Here is a 19,832-nt window from a genome sequence, read left to right as displayed (position 1 = left end):
TGCTCCACTTCGGGGATGCAGAGGACAAAGTTCGAGCGGATTTCGCCAACCTTGCTAACGCCGGCAGCGCCGGTCGGCTCAAGATTGCCAGCAGATAACGAGCGGTCCAAGGCGTCAGCTTCGATCAGCAAACGCGAACTACCCGCGCTCTCGATCTGCGCCGACCTAGGAATGGTCCTTGAGGAACTGCGCCAGATAGGTCAGGCACATCTCGCGCTCGTCCGGCGTCGCCTTGGCGAAGGCATCGTCATAGAGGTCGATGATCCACTGGTCGCGCTCGCCATTGGCACCGTCGCGCGCCAAAGTCAGATACATCAGGCCCCGCGCGCCCTGGCGCGGCATGTCGTTGCCCGACAGCAGGAGGTGGCCGAGCACGGCCTGTGCCTGGCGATGGCCCTTGTCGGCGGCCAGACGCAGCCAGCGGCCAGCAGTGATGGCGTCGCGCTTTTGCACGGCATTGCCGTCGAGATAGATGCGGCCGAGATTATATTGTGCGTCGCTGTCGCCGAAATAGGTGGCGGCATACTGGAACAGCTCGGTCGCGTGCCTGGGATTGGGCTTCACCTCATTGGGGATGCCCGAAACGTAATAGGAGCCTAGCGCGACGATCGCACTGGAAACGAAGCGGGCCTGGGCAGTGTCCGGGCTGTCCTCGCCATGGGCGTCGACGATGGCCTGGTAATAGTCGAACGCCCTCTTGTCGTCGCGCGGAACGCCATCCCCTTCAGAATACATGCGGGCGAGCTTCCACTGGGCCAGGGCGTGCCCCTTGCTGGCGGCGAATTCCAGCGCCTGTGATGCTCCGGCGAGATCGCCGGCCTTGTAGGCCTTGGTGCCGTTGCGGAAGGCCTGCATCGGAGAAGGATCGTCCGCCGGCGTCTTGGTGCCATCGAAAGCCTGTGCCGTCACACAGCCCAGGGATAGCAAGAGGCCGAGGCCGCTCGCACGCAGAAGACAGCGCATCCAGGCAAGCGATTTGCCATGGCGCGCCGGGACCCGATCAAGGGGTCCGCCTGCGGTCTGCCGGTCGGCCAAGAGAGAAATCTGGTTCATAGTGAAGGACATAGCCGACACTTCTGCCGATTCTTTGACCGATTCACGGCGGCTCTCCTGCCAAAGCCGCAAAGTTGATGGCTTTTTCGCGACGGCACCGGTCGGCCGGCGGAATCCTCCGGGCACGTGGACACGACCACTGGCAAATCCGGCGCTGTCCATTGCGTGTTCGCGAAAAGCTCTATCCAAGTTCGACCGCCACTCAAGCAACTCAACTGCGTTCAGCACGCTGGAGATCTTGACGCTCCAAAATGCGGGCTGAATTCAGCGGTCACTTTGTGGCAGGAACGCGGCCAAGTCGACGGCTGGAGGCCGGCAACGCAAGACTTCGAATCCGTGTTGCTCTATTGCCACACCGGACAGTGAAGAATTAACCATAGCATTTACGGGCGCACGCGAGGATAACGTGCCATCGCCTCCAGATCATCAAGGTCTATGGTGTTGCGCATATACTGCCTGGAAGCGTCCTTGAAAGGTTGAAAGTCCCACGAAGTCGCTTTTCCAGAGTTCAAGGCGTCGTCCACTACCCGACGACGACGCTGGCTGGCGCGTACATCGGCATCGATAGCAGCAAGGCTCCAGCGCGTTTCTATTTCCTTACGAAAACCTGCCACGATTTCGGCATATACCGGCTCCGCCGCAAGATTTGTCAGTTCGGCGGGATCAACAACCAGATCGTAGAGCTGATCGGGATCGGCAGGTGAATGCACGAATTTGAAGTTGCCGCGGCGGAGCATCATCAGAGGCGCCACGGTACCTTCGGCAAGATACTCGCCGCGAACTTCATCATGCCCGCCCTCTCCGAGGCAATGCGGCACCAGGCTGGCGCCGTCGATGCCAGTCAGCTGCGCAGCCGCGCCAGGTTCGGCCATATCCACCAGGGTCGGCAGGATATCGACCAGCGACACGCTGGCAGCGACCCGATGCGGACGATAGAGCTGAGGCGCACTGATGATCAGCGGCACCCGGGCTGAGCCCTCGAACCAGCTCATCTTGTACCACAGGCCGCGCTCGCCCAGCATTTCGCCATGGTCGCCGGTAAACAGAATGATCGTTTCCTTATCGAGGCCCGTCGCTTCCAGGGCCTTGAGCAGCTTGCCGACATTGGCATCGACATAGGAAATCGCACCGAAATAGGCATGCCGGGCATTGCGGATGTGCTGGTCGGTGATTTCGGCCTTGTCCATGTCGCAGACATGGCGCAGGCGCAGGGAGTGCGGATCGAGCTCCTCGACCGGAACCACATGACGAGGCAGGGGAATTTCCTCGTCCCGATAGAGGTCCCAATAGTCCTGCGTGATCGCGTAGGGATCATGCGGATGGGTGAGCGACGCCACCATGCAGAAGGGACGCTTGTCGGGACTGCGCACATGTTCATAGAGGGCGCGCTCGGCTGCGAACACCACCTCATCGTCGAAATCGAGCTGGTTGGTGCGCACGCAAAGGCCGGCATCGGTCACCGATGACATGTTGTGATACCAGCTCGGGCGTTCGTGCGGATGATCCCAATCGGGAGTCCAGCCATAGTCCGCCGGATAGATGTCGGTTGTCAGCCGCTCCTCAAAACCATGTAACTGGTCAGGCCCGCAGAAATGCATCTTGCCCGACAGCACGGTGCGGTAGCCTGCTCGCCTGAGATAATGCGCCCAGGTCGGGATGTCGGCGCGGAATTCGGCGGCATTGTCGTAGACACCCGAGCGCGACGGCAATTGCCCGCTCATGAACACGGCGCGGGAGGGCGAACACAAAGGCGAGTTGCAATAGGCGCTGTCGAACACCACGCCGCGCTCGGCCAGGCTCACGATATTGGGCGCCTTGACCAGATCGAAGCCGTGCACCGGCAGGAAGGCCGGTGCGAGCTGATCCACCATGATGATGAGGATGTTGGGCTTGGACTGGGACATGAGGACCTGACGCGCTGGGCTGGATTCGCAAACGGGAATAGCAATTGTCGGAACACATCGCGAGATGGCCTTGCTTGCATCCGACACGGGCTGGCCTCACCGGCGCATTTGGGCTTATACGGACGGGCCCAGTTCGAGAGATCGCGATGTCCCCTGCCCGCCTCACCACGCTCGCCTTCGATGCCGACGATACGCTCTGGCAGAACGAGCAATATTTCAGGACGGCCGAGGAAGAACTGGTCAGCCTTCTTGCCGACTATGCCGACAAGGATACGCTGCTGGCGCATCTTCTCGAAGTCGGCAAGCGCAATGTCGTCAGTCACGGCTTCGGCATGAAGACCTTCACCTTCTCGATGATCGATACCGCCATCGACGTCAGCAGCGGCCGGGTGCCAGCACAGGTCATCGGGCGCATCCTGGCGCTCGGCAAGGAGATCCTCAACCATCCGGTCGAGTTGCTGCCTGATGTCGCCGACACGCTGGAAAGCCTGGCAGGCAGCTACAGGCTCATCCTCATCACCAAGGGCGACCTGTTCCATCAGGAGAACAAGATCGCGCAATCGGGGTTGCGCGAATTGTTCGAGGCGGTGGAGATCGTCAGCGAAAAGAGTGCCAAGACCTATGCGCAAGCCTTCGCCCGGCATGGCGATGGTCCCGAGGCCTCCATGATGATCGGCAATTCGTTGAAATCCGACGTGATTCCGGCACTCCGGGTTGGCAGTTGGGGCGTCTATGTCCCCCACCCCCTGACCTGGGCCTTCGAACATGCCGAAGCCCCGCTGCATGAGCCTCGCTTTCGCGAGATCGAAACGCTGACGCAGACCGTCAACGTGATCCAGGCAATCAAGGACTAGAGATTGCGCATAAGACGTGCTCACGCAGGCCGATAGACCTGCCCCACCGAGCCTCCGGGAAAGGCCGTAGAGCTGATCGGCTTGAGGCGCCTTGGCGAGGTGATGTCGGAGAAGATCGGCATGCCCTTGCCGAGGGCGATCGGATGCACCACCAAGGCGTATCGATCGACCAGTTCCCGGGCGATGAGACCGCGTGCGAACGCAGCGCCGCCATGGGCAATGATCGGCTTGCCGTCGCTGGCCTTCATCCTGGCGATCTCGTCTGCCAGATCGCCGCTGGCCACGCGGGCCTCCTTCCAGCTTTCCGCACCGGGCTGCATTTGTCCCGATCGACCACTGCCGGCGCCGGTCGGGGCGTCAGCCGCCTTCAGGATTGCCGATCCCTGCCTTGAAAAGACGGCCTTGGGTATCTGGTTCATCGCCGGCGCGAACACGCTGGTGGAAGTTGGCCAATAGGCAGCCATGGCCTGGAAGGTTCGGCTGCCCATGATGTGCAGGCCCGCCTTCGACACAGTCTCCAACTTCCAGGCGATGGCCTCCTCATCGCCATCGAAGATCCAGTCGAGTTCGCCTTCGGGGCCGCAGACGTAACCATCGAGCGACATGGTCATCGTCAAGATCAATTCTCTCATTGCGCTCTCCTCGTACCCATTCGCCCCAAGGACGTGCGAGATCGGTCCGTTCCGACAGCGCCGGCGAATTCGGCCTTAGTAGCCGATGGCAAGCCCATCCTTTCTCGGATCGGAGCCGCCCGTCAGCGTTCCCTTCTCCCAATCGATGAGAACCATCTGCCCGCCGCCCAGCGGCTCCTCGGCCGGGCCGACCTTGTGGCCGCGCGCCTCGAGGGCGCGAAGCGTGACCGCGGGAACGCCGCGCTCGGCGACGAGTTCGCCCTGCTGGTAGAAAACCCGCGGCAGATCGATCGCGGCCTGCGGGTCCATGCCGTAGTCCAGCAGATTGCTCAGCACATGGACATTGCCGAAGGGCTGGTAGTCGCCCCCCATGACACCGAACGGCGCGACCACACGGCCGTTGCGGGTCGCCATGCCGGGCATGATGGTGTGGAGGGGGCGTTTGCGCGGCGCAATGCAGTTCGGGTGGCGGCGGTCGACGCGAAATCCCTTGCCGCGGTTCTGCAGGACGATTCCCGATTTCGGGCCGACCAGGCCGCTGCCGAAGGAATGATAGGTCGAGTTGATGAAGCTGACCGCATTCCGATCGCGATCCACGACGGAAAGATAGACCGTATCCGATGGCTCCATCACCGCCGCAGGCAATTCACGGCTGGCACTATCGGGATCGATCCTGCGCCGCAGTCCATCGGCGTAGGACGAGGCCAGCAAGGCCTCGACGGGAACGTCGGCATGATCGGGATCGGCGATCAACTCGTCCCTGATCCGATAGGCGAGGCGCCCGGCCTCGACCTCCAGATGCAACCGCTCCGCTCCCAGCGGGTCGAGCTCGGCCAGATCGAAACCTGCCAGCAGGTTGAGCATCACCAGGGCCGTCAGCCCCTGATTGCTCGGCGGCATCTGCCAGACATCGACGCCACGATAGCTGGTCCTGACGGGCTCTGCGTACTCGCCGCTGGCGGCCGCAAAGTCATCCAGCGTATGCAGCCCTCCCACGCTGCGCAGATGCGCAACCAGATCCTCGGCAAGCTCGCCCTCGTAGAATGCGGTCCGCCCCTTGGCGGCGATGAGGCGCAGGCTCCGGCCAAGCTCCGGCTGGCGATGGACATCGCCTGCCCTCGGAACGGCGCCACCAGGCAGAAAGACGCGGGCAGCCGTGGCATCCCGCGCCAAAAGATCCTTCGCCTCGTGCCAATCCACCTCGACCCGGTCATGAATGACATATCCCGCCTCGGCATAATGGATGGCGGGGGCCAGCACGCGATCGAGCGGAGTGCGGCCATGGTCCGCCGACAGACGGCACCAGGCATCGATCGCACCTGGAATGGTAACGGCATGTGGACTGTCGGCCGGTATCTCAGTAAATCCCCGCCCCTCATACCAGTCGAAGGTTGCCGCCTCTGGCGCCCGCCCGGCCCCATTATAGGCGAGTACCGGGCCTTCTCCACCGGGCACATAGAGGCAGAAACAGTCGCCGCCGATACCCGTCGACTGCGGTTCGACCACCGCCAGGACCGCAGAGGCGCAGATTGCCGCGTCGATGGCATTGCCCCCCTCGCGCAGCAGGGCGAGGGCGGCCGCGCTGGCCAGAGGATGGGACGTCGCGACCATCGCGTCCATGGCGCGGACGGGCGAACGGCCCGGAAGCTGAAAATCCCTCATGGTACATCTTCCTGAAATGCGTTGCGCAGAAGGTCGATCGTCGGGGCTTCCCCATCAGCAGCGTCCGTGCCGGCATCCTCGAGCAGCAAGGCGTGCTGGACCGAGCGCAGATGCCGCCGCATGGCGGCTTCTGCGGCTGGCGGATCATGCCGGGCAATGGCATCGACGATCTGGCGATGGTGGAGCGTGAGTTCCTCGAAACGCTCGGTCGTGGTGGGATCGTTGCGCAGGCGTCGCCAGGCCCCCTCCTCCCGCACGGCATTCAGGCTGTCGAACACGGCAAGGGCAAGGGCATTGTGCGTGGCCTCTGCGATGGCACGATGCAGGCGCACATCCCAGATATCCCAGGTCGAGGCATCGCGAGCGGCGGCACTCTTGTCGAGGAGATAGCGCAGATTGTCGATGTCCATGCGGCTCGCCCGCGTGGCGGCAACCCTGGCATAGGTCGGCTCCGTCCACAGGCAGAGATCCATGAGTTCGGCCGGACTGGTGCTGGCGGTGATCAGCGACATGCCCAGTTCCCGCTCGGGCGGGCGAGTGCCGACGAAGGTTCCCTTGCCGACATGCCGCCACAGGCGCCCCTCAGCCTCCAGCTGCTCCAGCCCGAGCCGGAGCGCCCGGCGGCTCAGCCCCAGCCGGAGCATGAGGTCACGTTCCGGCGGCAGGCGACTGCCGGGAGGATAGGCGCCGCCATTCAACAGGCTGCGAAGATTCTGGCTGGCTTGCTGTTTGCTATTCATTTTTGAACCAATTTAAATATTGGTCTCATAGATTAGTATCGATTTTCTTGCATTGTCCATACGATTCTTCTTGCTGGCATGCCAATGTTATGTCCCAATATCGGTATCAATAATAAAATTGGTTCCAAACAGGGACCTGGAACAAGTCATCCGGAGCACCACCATGCGCGCATTCCGTGCCGTACTGCCTCGCCTTCGCCCTGACCTTGCTTTCCTATCGGCCGGCCTCGTGGCGGCGAGTATGGCCACCATGGCCTGGGCACAGCCCGTCCAGCCGCCGGCTGCCATTGCCGAGGCTAAGAAGATGGTGATCTGCGCCGATATCGGATCGCCGCCGCTGTCCTTCTACAAGGATGACGGCTCGTTGACCGGAGCCGAGATCGAGCTCGGCAATGCCATTGCCAAGCAACTGGGTGTCAGCGCGGAATGGAAGCAGGTGCAGTTCGACGGCATCATCCCGGCGCTGATCGCCAAGCAGTGCGACGTGATTATGTCCGAACTCTATGACAAGCCCAAGCGCCGGGAGGTCGTCGATTTCGTCGATTACCTCGCCTCCAGCCAGTCCCTCGTGGTGCTGAAGGGCAATTCCAGCCATATCACCGGGCTCGCCGACCTCTCCGGCAAGAAGGTTGCCGTCGAGAACGGCACCACGATCCAGTCTCTTGTCGACGACGAGAACAAGAAGCTCGCTGGCGAAGGCAAGGCACAGGCCCAGGTCGTGGTGTTTCCCAAGGACACCGATGCTTTCCAGGCCCTGCGCATCGGTCAGGTCGATGCCTATGGCACCACCATCAAGACGGCCGGCTACTATTTCAAGCAGGCTCCGGACCTGTTCGAAATGGGCGGGGAACCTTTCGCCCAGGCAATCATCGGTGCCGCTTTCCGCAAGGAGGACACCGAGCTGCAGAAAGCCTTCGCTACGGCGCTCGACGCAGTCCGCAAGGACGGCACCTACAAGAAGATCCTGGAAAACTGGGGTATCGAACGCGACGCCTTGTGAGGTCTTGCCATGAACTTCAACTGGGCCTTCTTCTTCCACTACCTGCTCGAACCCTCCAGCATCTATCTGCACGGCCTCTGGCTGACGCTCAGCATCAGTATCGTCGCGCAGATCGTCGGCACGACCCTCGGCCTGTTCGTGGCCCTGGGGCGGCTATCGTCATGGCGGATCCTGCAGGCGTTCACCTCCTTCTATGTCTGGGTCATGCGCGGCACGCCGCTGCTGGTGCAGATCGTGTTCATCTACACCGCCCTCGCCGCGGCCGGCATCCTGCGCTTTCACGATATCGATCTCGGCTTCATGATCCTGCCGGGCAATGTCCAGGCCGGCATCATCGCCCTCAGCCTCAACGAAGCCGCCTATATGGGCGAGATCATCCGCGCCGGCATCACTTCGATCGATCGAGGGCAGACCGAGGCGGCCAAGTCGCTCGGCATGACGCCCGCCAAGCTCCTGCGGCGCATCATCCTGCCCCAGGCTGCAAGGGTTATCATTCCTCCGCTCGGCAACAACTTCAACGGCATGCTGAAGAGCACGACGCTGCTGAGCGTCATCGGCGTGCCCGAGCTCCTGTTGGCAACCCAGATGGTGACGTCGGCAACCTTTCGCGTCTTCGAGCTCTATTCGGTGGTCGCGCTCTACTACCTCTCTCTCACCACTCTCTGGGGTTTTCTCCAGCGCTACATCGAAGCTCGCTTCAGCACGCCCTTTGCCGAGACGCGCAGCAAGGCGCCGCGCGGCCGGCTCCTGACCAGCCTGTTCGGAGTCAGCCCATGAGCACCGCAGACACGCAATGGACCGTCGAGGCCGAGGGGGTCGAGAAGTGGTTCGGCTCGATGCAGGTACTCAAGGGCGTTTCGCTCAACGTCCGGCGTGGAGAGGTTGTCGTCATCATCGGCGCCTCCGGCTCGGGCAAGACCACCTTCGTGCGCTGCATCAACCATCTGGAGAAGATCCAGAGCGGTCGCATCCGCGTGAATGGCCATCTCATCGGCTATCGCGAGAAGAAGGGTCGCCTCGTCGAGGACAGCGAGCGCAATATCGCCCGGCAGCGCCGGGACATCGGCATGGTCTTCCAGCGCTTCAACCTGTTCCCGCATCTGAGCGCGCTCGGCAACATCATCGAAGCCCCGACGCAAGTGCTGGGTATCGACCCGGCAACGGCCCGTCGCGAAGCGATGGCACTGTTGGCGCGCGTGGGCCTCAAGGACAAGGCGGATGCCTATCCCGCCCAGCTCTCGGGAGGCCAGCAGCAGCGCGTGGCCATCGCGCGTGCGCTCGCGATGAAGCCGACATTGATGTTGTTCGACGAACCGACCAGCGCACTCGATCCCGAAATGGTCGGCGAGGTGCTGGAAGTCATGAAGGAGCTCGCCCGCGAAGGCATGACCATGGTCGTCGTCACCCATGAAATGGGCTTTGCCCGTGAGGTCGCCGATCGCGTGGTGATGATGGACGATGGCCTCGTGGTCGAGGAGGCACCGCCCGAGACCTTCTTCACGGCACCCCGCTCCGAGCGCTCGAAGGCCTTTCTGGCCCGCGTGTCGTGATCGCCATTACTGGTGTGCCGGTCTTCAAACCGGCACACCATTCCCTTACAGGCCTGCCAGGGCGTCCTGCAGCTTGGCACGGCGAGCTGTCGCCTCTTCGAGGCGCTCGCGGTTTTCCTCGATCACCTCTTCCTTGGCCCGGGCGATGAAATCGGGATTGCCGAGCTTCGCATTAATCTTGGCGATCTCGCCGTCGATCTTGTCGGTTTCCTTCTTCAAGCGGGCCTTTTCGGCCTCGATGTCGACCACGCCTTCCAGAGCGAGGGCCGCCACCGCGCCGCGGGCGATGATCTGCACCGAGCCCTTCGGGGCTGCCGGGGCAAAGCTGATCTCGCTGATGCGGGCCAGGCGCTTGAGCGTCTCGCCATGGGCCGCGACGCGCGCCTCGATGGCCGGGGACGCGTTCACCATGACCAGCGGCACCTGCGCACCGCCGGGCACGCCGACCTCGGTACGGATCGAGCGGATCTCGGCGACGAGATCGACCAGCCAGCCGATCTCCTCGTCCGCCGCCGCATCGAGCAAGCCGCCAAGGTCCGGCCAGGCGGTCAGCGCCGCCATCTGGCTGCGCGGAACCGGCCCTGCCGTCACCGACCAGAGCTCCTCGGTCATGAAGGGCATGAAGGGATGCAGCAAGAGCGTCGACTGGTCGAGGATGAAGGCGACCATGGCGCGTGTCTCGGCCCGTGCCGCCTCGTCCTCACCCTCGATGATCGGCTTGGCAAGCTCGACATACCAGTCGCACACCACGTTCCAGATGAAGCGGTAGACCGCGCTGGCGGCATCGTTGAAGCGATAGGCCTCGATGGCACGCTGGATTTCGCCCGCAGCCTTCTCCGCTTCGCCGGCAATCCAGCGGTTGAGCGCGATCTTGGCCGATTTCGGGTCGAAGCTGGGATCGCGCACACAGCCCTTCATCTCGGCAAAGCGCGTGGCGTTCCACAGCTTGGTACCGAAATTGCGATAGCCCTTGACGCGGTCGATCGACAGCTTGATGTCGCGACCGGGCGCGGCCATCGCGGCCAGGAAGAAACGCAGAGCGTCGGCGCCATAGCGCTCGATACCGTTCGGATAGGCTTTCCGCGTCTCCGAGGTGACATGCCCGACATCGGCCTTGTTGGCCAGCGCCGAGGTACGCTTGGCGACGAGGGCATCGAGCTCGATACCGTCGATGATATCCAGGGGGTCCATGACGTTCCCCTTGGATTTCGACATCTTGGCGCCCTTCTCGTCACGGACGAGGGCATGGAGATAGACGTCCTTGAACGGCACGTCGTTCTGGGTGAACAGGCCCGTCATCATCATGCGGGCAACCCAGAAGAAGATGATGTCGAAGCCCGTCACCACCACGGAAGTCGGGTAATATCTGGCGAGCTCTGCCGTCTTGTCCGGCCAGCCGAAGGTCGAATAAGGCCACAGCGCCGAGGAGAACCAGGTGTCGAGCACGTCCTCATCACGCGTGATCGGCGTGCCGGCACCCCATTTCTCATCGGCCTTGGCGCGCGCTTCCGCTTCGTTGCGGGCGATGACGTAGCCGCCATCCGGCCCGTACCAGGCCGGGATCTGGTGGCCCCACCACAGTTGGCGCGACACGCACCAGGGCTGGATGTTCTCGAGCCAGTCGAAGAAGGTCTTCTCCCAGTTTTGCGGCACGAAACGCGTCTGGCCGCGGCGCACGGCCGCCAGGGCCTCCTCGGCGAGCGGGCGGACGTTCAGGTACCACTGGTCGGTAAGCCAGGGCTCGATCGGCACGCCCGAGCGGTCGCCGTGCGGCACCTGATGCTTGTGCTTCTCGATCTCGACCAGGCGGCCGGCAGCCTCCATGTCGGCAACGATGCGCTTGCGCGCCTCGAAACGATCCAGGCCACGATAGGCTTCAGGCGCGGCGTCGTTGATACGCGCCTCGGCCGTGAGGATGTTGATCACATCGAGATTGTGCCGCCTGCCGACTTCGAAATCGTTGAAGTCGTGCGCCGGCGTGATCTTCACCGCGCCGGTACCCTTCTCGGGATCGGAATATTCGTCGGCGACGATCGGAATCAGGCGCCCGACCAGCGGCAGCCGCACTTGTCTGCCGACCAGATGGGTGTAGCGCTCGTCAGACGGATGCACGGCCACGGCAGTGTCGCCGAGCATGGTTTCCGGGCGCGTGGTGGCGACGGTGATGGTCTCGCCGGTTTCATTGCCTGCCTCGTCCACCACCGGATAGGCGAAGTGCCACAGGCTCCCGTTCACCTCGACCTGCTCGACTTCGATGTCGGAGATCGCGGTCAGCAGCTTGGGGTCCCAGCTGACCAGGCGCTTGTCCTTATAGATCAGGCCGGCTTCGTTCATACGCACGAAGATCTCGATCACGGCCTTGGACAGGCCCTCGTCCATGGTGAAGCGCTCGCGCGACCAGTCGCAGGAAGCGCCCAGGCGCTTCAACTGATTGACGATGGTGCCGCCCGATTCCGCCTTCCAGGCCCAGACATGCTCGAGGAATTTCTCACGCCCGATCTCGCGGCGATGAATCTGGCGTTCCTGGAGCTGGCGCTCCACCACCATCTGGGTGGCGATGCCGGCATGATCGGTGCCGGGCTGCCAGAGCACGTCCTTGCCGCGCATGCGCTCGAAGCGGCAGAGAATGTCCTGCAGCGTGTTGTTGAGAGCATGGCCCATATGGAGCGAGCCGGTGACGTTCGGCGGCGGAATCACGATCGAATAGGGAGCAGCGCCGGCCCGATCCGGGCGACCCGCGCGAAAAGCCTGCGCCTCTTCCCAGGCCGCGGACACGCGCGGCTCGACGCTGGCGGGATCAAAGGTGGTTTCGATCATGATCTTCTTTCAAGGCAGGTCAGCTGGCATGGGCGGCAAGCACAGGCACCGGCGGCTCCGTGATTCGGCCGGCCGACATGCCCGTGAGCGAGTAGTCCACGCAATTCACGGCCGGTAGTGGCAGAAACGCCCCCTCAAAGTCAACGAAACAAGCGCTAAGGCCGCTGCGCCCGGCAGCTTTCCGGCATTTTCCAACGCGATACGCCCTGCGATCTTCCGACCTCTTCCTCCCTGGTGCCGGCCTTCACCCCCGGGCACGGTGTCGTCTTGTGACAAGAAAATAGAAAGCCTCTCCCTCTACATCATGAAGTCGTCACGATTCTTCGGTTGAAGGCCGGCGGTTCGGGTGTGGGATGGTCGGGGACGATGTCGCGAATACACCCGCCAGTTGTTGCCGGCGACCGTATCACCTATGGTGCCCCGATGATGACCCGACGCTTCCTCCCGAGGGACGTGGTGCCGTCCCTTGCCCAGCCACACCTATTGCGCCTGCCGAAAGCGCGTTAAGAAGACCATGAACAGACGCGACTTCTTGAAATTTGCCTCGATTGCCACCGGTGTGTTGGCCGCGCCTCAGGCAGCCCGGGCAGCGATCGACGCCCCGGGCCTGAAGGAAGGCGAGGTTTTCTCCCGCGACAAGCTCCTGGACTATGCCAGGAACCTGGCCAAGGCCCCCTATCAGGCACCGGATGCCACGCTGCCGTCCTCGCTGCAGAACCTGGACTACGAGCAATATGTCTCGATCCGATTCCGGCCCGACCGCGGCATCTGGAGCCAGGATCACCGCGGCTTCGTGATCGAACCGCTGCATCGCGGTTTCATCTACGCGACCCCTGTCGATCTGTTCACTGTCGAGGACGGCCGCGTGCTCATTGTGCCCTATGAGCCGGCGATGTTCGACTTCGGCAAGATCGCCGCGCCGCCGCCTGATTCCAAGCTGGGCTTTTCCGGCTTTCGCCTGAAGGCGCCGATCGACATGCCCAATCGGCTCGATGATTTCGCCATCTTCCAGGGCGCCAGCTATTTCCGTGCCATCGCCAAGAACCAGGTCTATGGCGCAGCGGCGCGCGGGCTGGCGATCAATACCGGCGAATCCAGCGGCGAGGAGTTCCCCGGCTTCCGCGCCTTCTGGATCGAGCGTCCGCCTCAGAATGCCGAAAATCTGGTGGTGCACGCTTTGCTCGATTCGGAAGCGGCGACGGGTGCGTTCCACCTGACGCTGCATCCGGGCGAGATCACGACCATCGACGTCGAAACCACGATTTTCCCGCGCGCCAAGATCGAACATGTCGGCATCGCGCCGCTGAATTCCATGTATCTGTTTGGCTCCAACGACCGTAAGGGGGTCGACGACGTACGCGTGGCCGTCCATGGCTCTTCCGGGCTGCAGATGCTGTCCGGCGGCGGCGAATGGATCTGGCGCCCGCTGCAGAATCCGGAGACGCTGCAGATCTCGGCCTTTGTCGACAAGACGCCGCGCGGCTTCGGTCTGCTGCAGCGCAATCGCGACCCGGCCGACTACGAAGACAGCCGCCACCGCTACGAGATGCAGCCCAGCGTATGGATCACGCCCAAGGGCGACTGGGGTGAAGGCTCGATCCAGCTCGTGGAGATCCCGACGGATCAGGAAATCCACGACAACATCATCACCTATTGGCGCCCCAAGGATGCCCTCGAGGCGGGCAAGGACTATTCCTTCGCCTATCGCACCAATTGGTGCTGGACGCCGGCTGAGCGCCCGCCAATGGTATTGGTGCGCGAAACGCGCATCGGAGCCCTGGGCTCCAAGCGGCGCCTGTTCGTGATCGACTTCCAGGGCGACTTGTTCGCCAGTGCCGACAATCTCAACGGCGTCACGCCGGAGATCACCGTCAATCCCGGCAAGCTGAGCGACGTCAGTTTGACTCTGGAAACGGAGCGGCGCATCGGTCGCCTGAGTTTCGGCCTTGACCCGAGCAGCGAAACCTATTCGGAAATGCGTGCCGTGCTGGTCAAGGACGGCAAGCCTGTAAGTGAGACATGGCTGTATCGATGGACACCGTAGAGGAACACACCGGCGGCACAAACCCTACCTCGTCGCAGGAATGGGTCTATCAGCGCCCCGCCATGCCGGATGAGAATCGGCTGGAAATGCCGGTGCAGTCGCTGACCAAGTGGTCGCGCTCGGAACGCCGCTCTTGGATCCATCCGGCCCTGCATCACGGCTCCTGGCTCATCCGGCTGTTCGTTTTCGGCGGCATGCTTGTGCTCACCGCTTTCGGCGCCTGGGAAATGTACAAGGTCGTCGAAGTCGGCGGCGTCACCTTCCTCGAATGGGCCCTGGTCTGTCTGTTCGTGCTGAACTTCTCCTGGATCGCCCTCGCCTTCACGGCGGGCGTCGCGGGCTTCGTCTATCTGCTCTTCCACCGACGCAGCACCCAGCCCCTGCCGCAGCAATTGAGCACCCGCACCGCCGTGCTCATGCCGATCTACAACGAGGCGCCGAGCCGGGTTTTCGGCGCGATGCAGGCCATCATCGAATCGGTGGAGCAGACAGGGCTCGGCCGCGCCTTCGACTATTTCTTCGTCTCCGACACCACCGACCCGAATGTGTGGATCGCCGAGGAACGTGCCTTCCTGGCAATGCGCAAACGCCTGGGACCCGACATCCAGCTCTGGTACCACCATCGCCAGCGCAACACGAACCGCAAGGCGGGCAACATCGCCAACTGGGTCACGCGCTGGGGCGGTTCCTACGACCATATGCTGGTGCTCGACGCCGACAGCCTGATGACGGGCTCCTCCGTCGTGCAGCTGGCTGCTGCCATGGAGCGCGACCCGGATGCCGGCATCATCCAGACGCTGCCGCTGATCATCAACCGCAACACCCTGTTCGCGCGCATCCAGCAATTCGCCGCGCGCGTCTATGGTCCGGTGATCGCCGAAGGCCTGTCGCTGTGGATGGGCCATGACGGCAATTACTGGGGCCATAACGCCATCATCCGCACCAAGGCCTTCGCGGCGCATTGCGGCATGCCGGATCTGTCCGGCCGGCCGCCCTTCGGCGGCCACATCCTCAGCCACGATTTCGTCGAGGCTGCGCTGATCCGCCGTGCCGGCTACGCCGTCTATATGCTCAACGACATCACGGGCTCCTATGAGGAGAGCCCGCCCTCGCTGATCGACCTGTCGGCACGTGACCGGCGCTGGTGCCAGGGTAATCTGCAGCATGCCCGCGTGATCGGTTCCAAGGGTTTTCATCCCTGCACGCGCCAGCACTTTGCCAACGGCATCTTCTCCTATCTGGCAAGCCCGCTCTGGCTGCTCCAGCTCCTGGTCGGTCTGACCATCGCGCTGCAAGCCCATTTCATCCGGCGCGAATATTTCACCGACGAATTCTCGCTGTTCCCGACCTGGCCGGTGTTCAACGCCGAACTCGCCTTGGCACTGTTCGGCGGCACCATGGGCATCCTGCTGGCGCCGAAGCTCTTCGGCCTGATCATCATGCTGCTCGACGGCCCCAATCGCCGGGCGAGCGGCGGCGGCATCCGGCTGACCTTGTCGGTGCTGCTGGAGATCATCCTCTCGGCCCTGCTCGCCCCGGTGATGATGCTGATCCAGTCGGGCGCCGTGTTCGAAATCCTGGTCGGGCGCGACTCGGGCTGGAAGCCGCAACGGCGCGACGACGGTTCGATCCCCTTCCGCGACATCGTCAAGCGCCATCGCTCGCACACCGTTCTCGGTCTCTTCGCGGGCGTGGCCGCCTATGTGATCTCACCCTATCTGTTCACCTGGATGTCGCCGACCATCCTCGGCCTCCTCCTTGCCATTCCGCTCTCCTGGGCATCCGGCCAGCTCGCGCTCGGCCTGTGGTTGCGCCGCCACGGCATTCTGGCGACGCCCGAGGAGACCCACCCGCCGGAAGTGGCGACGCGGGCCAACGCCCTCAGCACGGAGCTCGCCGCCGTCGGAGAGGACGACAGCGACGCCATCGAGGTCGTCTACAAGGATGCCGGCTTCCGAGCCCTGCACGAGACCATGCTGCCGACCTCGGCTTCCCGGGAGCGCGGGCGTTTCGAGCAGGATCGCGTCATGGCGCAAGCCAAGATCGCGGAGGCCGCCTCGATCGAGGAGGCTGCAAAATGGCTGAATTCGAAGGAGCGCTTCGTGGCGCTGCATGATCGCAGCCTGATCGCCAGCCTGTCGCGCCTGCACGAGCCGGCCAAGGCCGAACCAGCCTAAGCCGTTCACTCAAGGCCCATCATCGGCGTGCCTTCGCAACGGAGGCAGCGCTATGGGCCGACGGCTTCACCACTCAGGCCGGGTTCGGGCTGCAGGCCGTCCTGGAGGCGCGACTTCAGCCGATTTTCCTGGCGCTTCTTGGCATAGGGCGTGCTGCGATCGGCGGTTTCCTGGACCAGCGGGTCCAAGCGTTCATCGACGGCGGCGATGGCCTCGTCGGCATAGGGGAACTCATCCTGGCGCCCCCATGCCCGCCAGGCCTTGGCCACGCTCAGGCGCAGCCGGCCATAGGTGTAGGCATAAGCGGCCATCGTGCGCGCAAAGCGCCAAGCATAACGGGCGTAGAAGCGCAGCGGGTTTTCGGCTGGCAGCCCGTAGCGCCGCTCCCTGCGATCGATGATGCGCCCGAGGCCGAACTCCGCGAAGGCGACGCCTTCCCGCCGTGGCCCTTCGCGATAGGCGATCAGATTGTAGAGTGTGGTCAGCCGCATGCCGTTCCTGAGCTGCACCCGGCGCTTGAACACCCGCTCCATATGCCCGAAATCATAATAGCGCCGGCTGGCTTCGTGGAAGACGGCATCGAGCTCGGCGTCACTCATCTTGGGATGATGGGTGACGCGATGATTCAGGTCATATTTGTTGAAGTCCGGGTCCATCCATACCCCGGCTTCCTTCATGCGCTTGTGATCCTCGCTGCCGGGCAGAGGCGTCAGAATGTTGAAGTAGAGCACGTCGATGGCGAGTTCCCGCTTGATCAGATCGACGTCGCGCAGGATCGATTCCCGTGTGTCGGCAGGAAAGCCGATGATGTAGCCGCAGCTGATCACCACAGGATGGCGCTTCCACGCCAGCACCATCTCGCGATATTCCTCGATGCGGTTCTGGCGTTTCTTGGCCGCCTCCAGATTGTCGGGATTGATGTTCTCGAGCCCGATGAAGATCAGCCGCACGCCGGCCCGCACCACCTTGTCGATGAAGCCGGGAATACGATGGGCCATGGTGTCGACCTGGATCAGCAGCCGAGCTTCCAGCCCTTCGCGCTCGCGCAGCTCGATCAGCCGGTCGCAATAGGCCTCCCAATTGCGGTTGCGAGCAAAATTGTCGTCGGTCACGAAGAACTTGCTCACGCCTTCCGCAGCGTTCAGCCGGAGGATGGCCTCCAGCTCGTCCGCCGTGCGGAAGCGGCTCTTGCGTCCCTGGACGTTGATGATGGTGCAGAAGGAGCATTCGAATGGACAACCCCGGCCGAGATCGAAGCTCGACCAATGGGTGAAGGAGCGCCGCACGATCGGTCCGGGCAGCAGCGGCACCGGCACGTTCTGCAGGCCGGGCTGGTCCTTCAGATGATTGTAGAGCGGCTTCAGGGTGCCGGCCATCGCATCGCGCAACACGGCATCGAGGCGATCGGGCTCGGCTTCGCCGGCAAACTGGCTGACGCCGAGCTCCCGGGCCAAAACGAGTTCCTCGGCATCCTCGCCGAGCATGGCGACGCAGCCCGAGACATGGAAACCGCCAATGCAGACCGGCACACCGGCGGCACGCAGCGGACGCGCAATATCCATCGCCCGCGGATATTGGTTGGTCTGCACACCGACCAGCATGACGATGGCCCGAGCACCCTCGCCCTGATGGCTTGCCAGAATGGCAGGAATGTCCACCCGGGTATTGGTCTCGTCGATGGCGTGCACCCGCGCTTCGACGTCGGGACCGAAGACTTGCCGGGAGATGGCGTCTTCCACCAGGGCCCACACGCAGGCAAGCGAGTTCGACGGAATGGCCGACCTTATCCAGCGGATAGGATAGCCGTCATCGTCATATCGCGTAGCCTTGATCAGCCAGATATCGACATGGCGCGTCTGCCGCCCCGGCTGGGCGCCTGGTCTACGCGGCCCTGCAACTGCCTGCCCCTGCATGCCTTGGCCCCAAGGATATTTGTACTTTTGTAGAGACTTCCATTCCGGGAGCAAGATGATTTTTGCTTAGTGCCGCGCCAAGCCCCGCATTGCTGGGTGTTTTACGCACATGCTGCTTCGCAGGGATCACCAACACCCGGCACCGAGGCTGGTGAACAAGTAGTAAGACGGCAAACCTCAGCATACCCGCCACAATGATCTCTTCTTAACACACGCACTCCTCTCCTGATCGAGAGTCTTGGCAGGTTGTCACCAACGCCGATCGAAGCTGCACAGCCAAACCAGCCTGCAGAGGTAAAAATTTATAATTTCCATAAACTTTATAGAAAAATATTGACATTCTTGAGCTGAACACAAACGATCAGCCTCGATCCATTGCCGTTGGAGACCGCCATGGCTACGCCGTCTGTGAACCGTCGCCACGAGTTTGGCGTCACGGGCCGAACACGTGAACGCTGTCGATAGAGGGACGGACGCTCCGACCTTCATCCTTGACCATTCCAGACGTTTGAGCCCACCATGTCATCTTCCGATGTTTCATCCATTGCATTCAGCAAACGATATCGTTTGACACGCATTGCTTTTATTGCCGTTCCAGCCCTGGTTGCCGTGGCTATCGCAGCAGGGCTTTGGTACGCGCCCATCGACTGGAACGCCGCGCCCGCCGAAATCGGTTCGGGCCTGGTCTCGCGCGGCTTCTGGACGGCCGTTGCCGTCGGGCTGCTGGCCCAGATCGTCGACGGTGCTCTCGGCATGGCCTATGGCGTGACCTCCACGACCTTCCTGCTCTCCACGGGCGTGCCGCCGGCCGCGGCTTCGGCCTCGGTTCACATCGCCGAGATCTTCACCACCGGCTTTTCCGGCCTCTCGCATTGGAAGCTGGGCAATGTGAACGGCAAGCTGTTCGCGCGCCTGCTCGTTCCCGGCGTCATCGGCGCGGTGATAGGAGCCTATCTCGTCACCGCCATCGACGGCGATCTGCTGAAGCCGTGGATATCGGCCTATCTGCTGCTGTTGGGTCTCTATATCGTCAGCAAGGCCTTCCGGGCCATCCATGTCCGCACCGAACCGCCGACTTTCGTCGCGCCGCTCGCCGTTACCGGTGGTTTCGTCGATGCGGTCGGCGGCGGTGGCTGGGGACCGGTGGTCACCACCTCGCTGCTGGGCACTGGCCACGACCCGCGCACCACCATCGGTTCCGTCAACGCCGCCGAGTTCTTCCTCGCCATCGCCAGCGGCTTCTCCTTCGCCCTGCTCGGTGGCTTCACGCATTGGACGACGATCGCCGGCCTGGTCTTCGGCGGATTGTTTGCCGCGCCCTTCGCAGCGCTTCTGGTCAAGAAGCTGCCGACCCGCGCCCTCCTGATCATCGTCGGCGTGCTGATCACCGCGCTCAGCGCCTGGAATCTCTGGAAGGCCTTGGCATAAGCCGGGCGCCCGTCGTCACGCGGGCGCCGAATTCATCGGCAACCGCGTGACGTGAATC

General features: G+C 62.9%; 14 protein-coding genes. 7 read left to right on the top strand and 7 right to left on the bottom strand.

Annotated features, from left to right (window positions below):
* Window positions 1–165: 165 nt before the first annotated feature.
* Window positions 166–1,065 carry a tetratricopeptide repeat protein gene (locus BA190_RS30605; protein WP_245315006.1) on the bottom strand — a complete coding sequence of 300 codons (900 nt, stop codon included), beginning with the start codon at window positions 1,063–1,065 and terminating at the stop codon, window positions 166–168.
* A gap of 371 nt (window positions 1,066–1,436) precedes the next feature.
* Complete coding sequence (gene betC / locus BA190_RS30600) at window positions 1,437–2,957, bottom strand: choline-sulfatase (RefSeq protein WP_068297171.1); 1,521 nt, start codon at window positions 2,955–2,957, stop codon at window positions 1,437–1,439.
* Window positions 2,958–3,103: 146 nt separating this feature from the next.
* On the opposite strand from betC, the gene BA190_RS30595 reads away from it, so the two are divergent.
* The gene (locus BA190_RS30595) at window positions 3,104–3,811 is read left to right on the top strand and encodes an HAD family hydrolase (RefSeq protein ID WP_068297167.1); all 708 of its coding nucleotides are present in this window, start codon (window positions 3,104–3,106) and stop codon (window positions 3,809–3,811) included.
* Window positions 3,812–3,831: 20 nt separating this feature from the next.
* Here BA190_RS30595 and BA190_RS30590 read toward each other — a convergent pair whose 3' ends face one another.
* The 3 genes from BA190_RS30590 to BA190_RS30580 form a co-directional block, all read right to left on the bottom strand.
* Window positions 3,832–4,443, bottom strand: coding sequence for a dihydrofolate reductase family protein (locus BA190_RS30590; protein WP_068297165.1), 612 nt, complete (start codon window positions 4,441–4,443; stop codon window positions 3,832–3,834).
* Between the two features lie 75 nt (window positions 4,444–4,518).
* Window positions 4,519–6,105, bottom strand: a complete 1,587-nt coding sequence (gene ggt / locus BA190_RS30585) for a gamma-glutamyltransferase (RefSeq protein ID WP_068297162.1) — start codon at window positions 6,103–6,105, stop codon at window positions 4,519–4,521.
* Window positions 6,102–6,845 (bottom strand): FadR/GntR family transcriptional regulator, encoded by a 744-nt coding sequence (locus BA190_RS30580; RefSeq protein ID WP_068297156.1) that lies wholly within the window; start codon window positions 6,843–6,845, stop codon window positions 6,102–6,104. Before BA190_RS30580 ends, ggt begins: the two co-directional genes overlap by 4 nt.
* A 163-nt stretch (window positions 6,846–7,008) precedes the next feature.
* On the opposite strand from BA190_RS30580, the gene BA190_RS30575 reads away from it, so the two are divergent.
* Genes BA190_RS30575 through BA190_RS30565 form a run of 3 tightly spaced genes read left to right on the top strand, consistent with a single transcriptional unit; the run spans window position 7,009 to window position 9,395 of the window.
* Entirely contained in the window at window positions 7,009–7,845 is an 837-nt protein-coding gene (locus BA190_RS30575) for an ABC transporter substrate-binding protein (protein ID WP_082980150.1), read from the top strand.
* 9 nt (window positions 7,846–7,854) lie between these two features.
* Window positions 7,855–8,622 (top strand): amino acid ABC transporter permease, encoded by a 768-nt coding sequence (locus BA190_RS30570; RefSeq protein ID WP_068297154.1) that lies wholly within the window; start codon window positions 7,855–7,857, stop codon window positions 8,620–8,622.
* Window positions 8,619–9,395: an amino acid ABC transporter ATP-binding protein gene (locus tag BA190_RS30565; protein WP_068297151.1), complete on the top strand. Its 777-nt coding sequence runs from the start codon at window positions 8,619–8,621 to the stop codon at window positions 9,393–9,395. The genes BA190_RS30570 and BA190_RS30565 overlap by 4 nt, the downstream gene beginning before the upstream one ends.
* 45 nt (window positions 9,396–9,440) lie before the next feature.
* Here BA190_RS30565 and BA190_RS30560 read toward each other — a convergent pair whose 3' ends face one another.
* Window positions 9,441–12,212, bottom strand: coding sequence for a valine--tRNA ligase (locus BA190_RS30560; protein WP_068297148.1), 2,772 nt, complete (start codon window positions 12,210–12,212; stop codon window positions 9,441–9,443).
* 514 nt (window positions 12,213–12,726) lie between these two features.
* Here BA190_RS30560 and BA190_RS30555 point away from each other — a divergent pair.
* Entirely contained in the window at window positions 12,727–14,256 is a 1,530-nt protein-coding gene (locus tag BA190_RS30555) for a glucan biosynthesis protein (protein WP_068297145.1), read from the top strand.
* Window positions 14,232–16,433, top strand: coding sequence for a glucans biosynthesis glucosyltransferase MdoH (mdoH, locus tag BA190_RS30550; protein ID WP_156771769.1), 2,202 nt, complete (start codon window positions 14,232–14,234; stop codon window positions 16,431–16,433). The genes BA190_RS30555 and mdoH overlap by 25 nt, the downstream gene beginning before the upstream one ends.
* Window positions 16,434–16,483: 50 nt before the next feature.
* Here mdoH and BA190_RS30545 read toward each other — a convergent pair whose 3' ends face one another.
* Window positions 16,484–18,346: a radical SAM protein gene (locus BA190_RS30545; protein WP_082980149.1), complete on the bottom strand. Its 1,863-nt coding sequence runs from the start codon at window positions 18,344–18,346 to the stop codon at window positions 16,484–16,486.
* 519 nt (window positions 18,347–18,865) lie between these two features.
* Here BA190_RS30545 and BA190_RS30540 point away from each other — a divergent pair.
* Window positions 18,866–19,774: a sulfite exporter TauE/SafE family protein gene (locus BA190_RS30540; protein WP_068297140.1), complete on the top strand. Its 909-nt coding sequence runs from the start codon at window positions 18,866–18,868 to the stop codon at window positions 19,772–19,774.
* Window positions 19,775–19,832: the final 58 nt, after the last annotated feature.

It is taken from the genome of Labrys sp. WJW (genome assembly GCF_001676615.1).
Lineage (GTDB): Bacteria > Pseudomonadota > Alphaproteobacteria > Rhizobiales > Labraceae > Labrys > Labrys sedimenti.
Note: the sequence above shows the minus strand (reverse complement) of the source record. Positions and strands in the feature narration are given on the sequence as shown.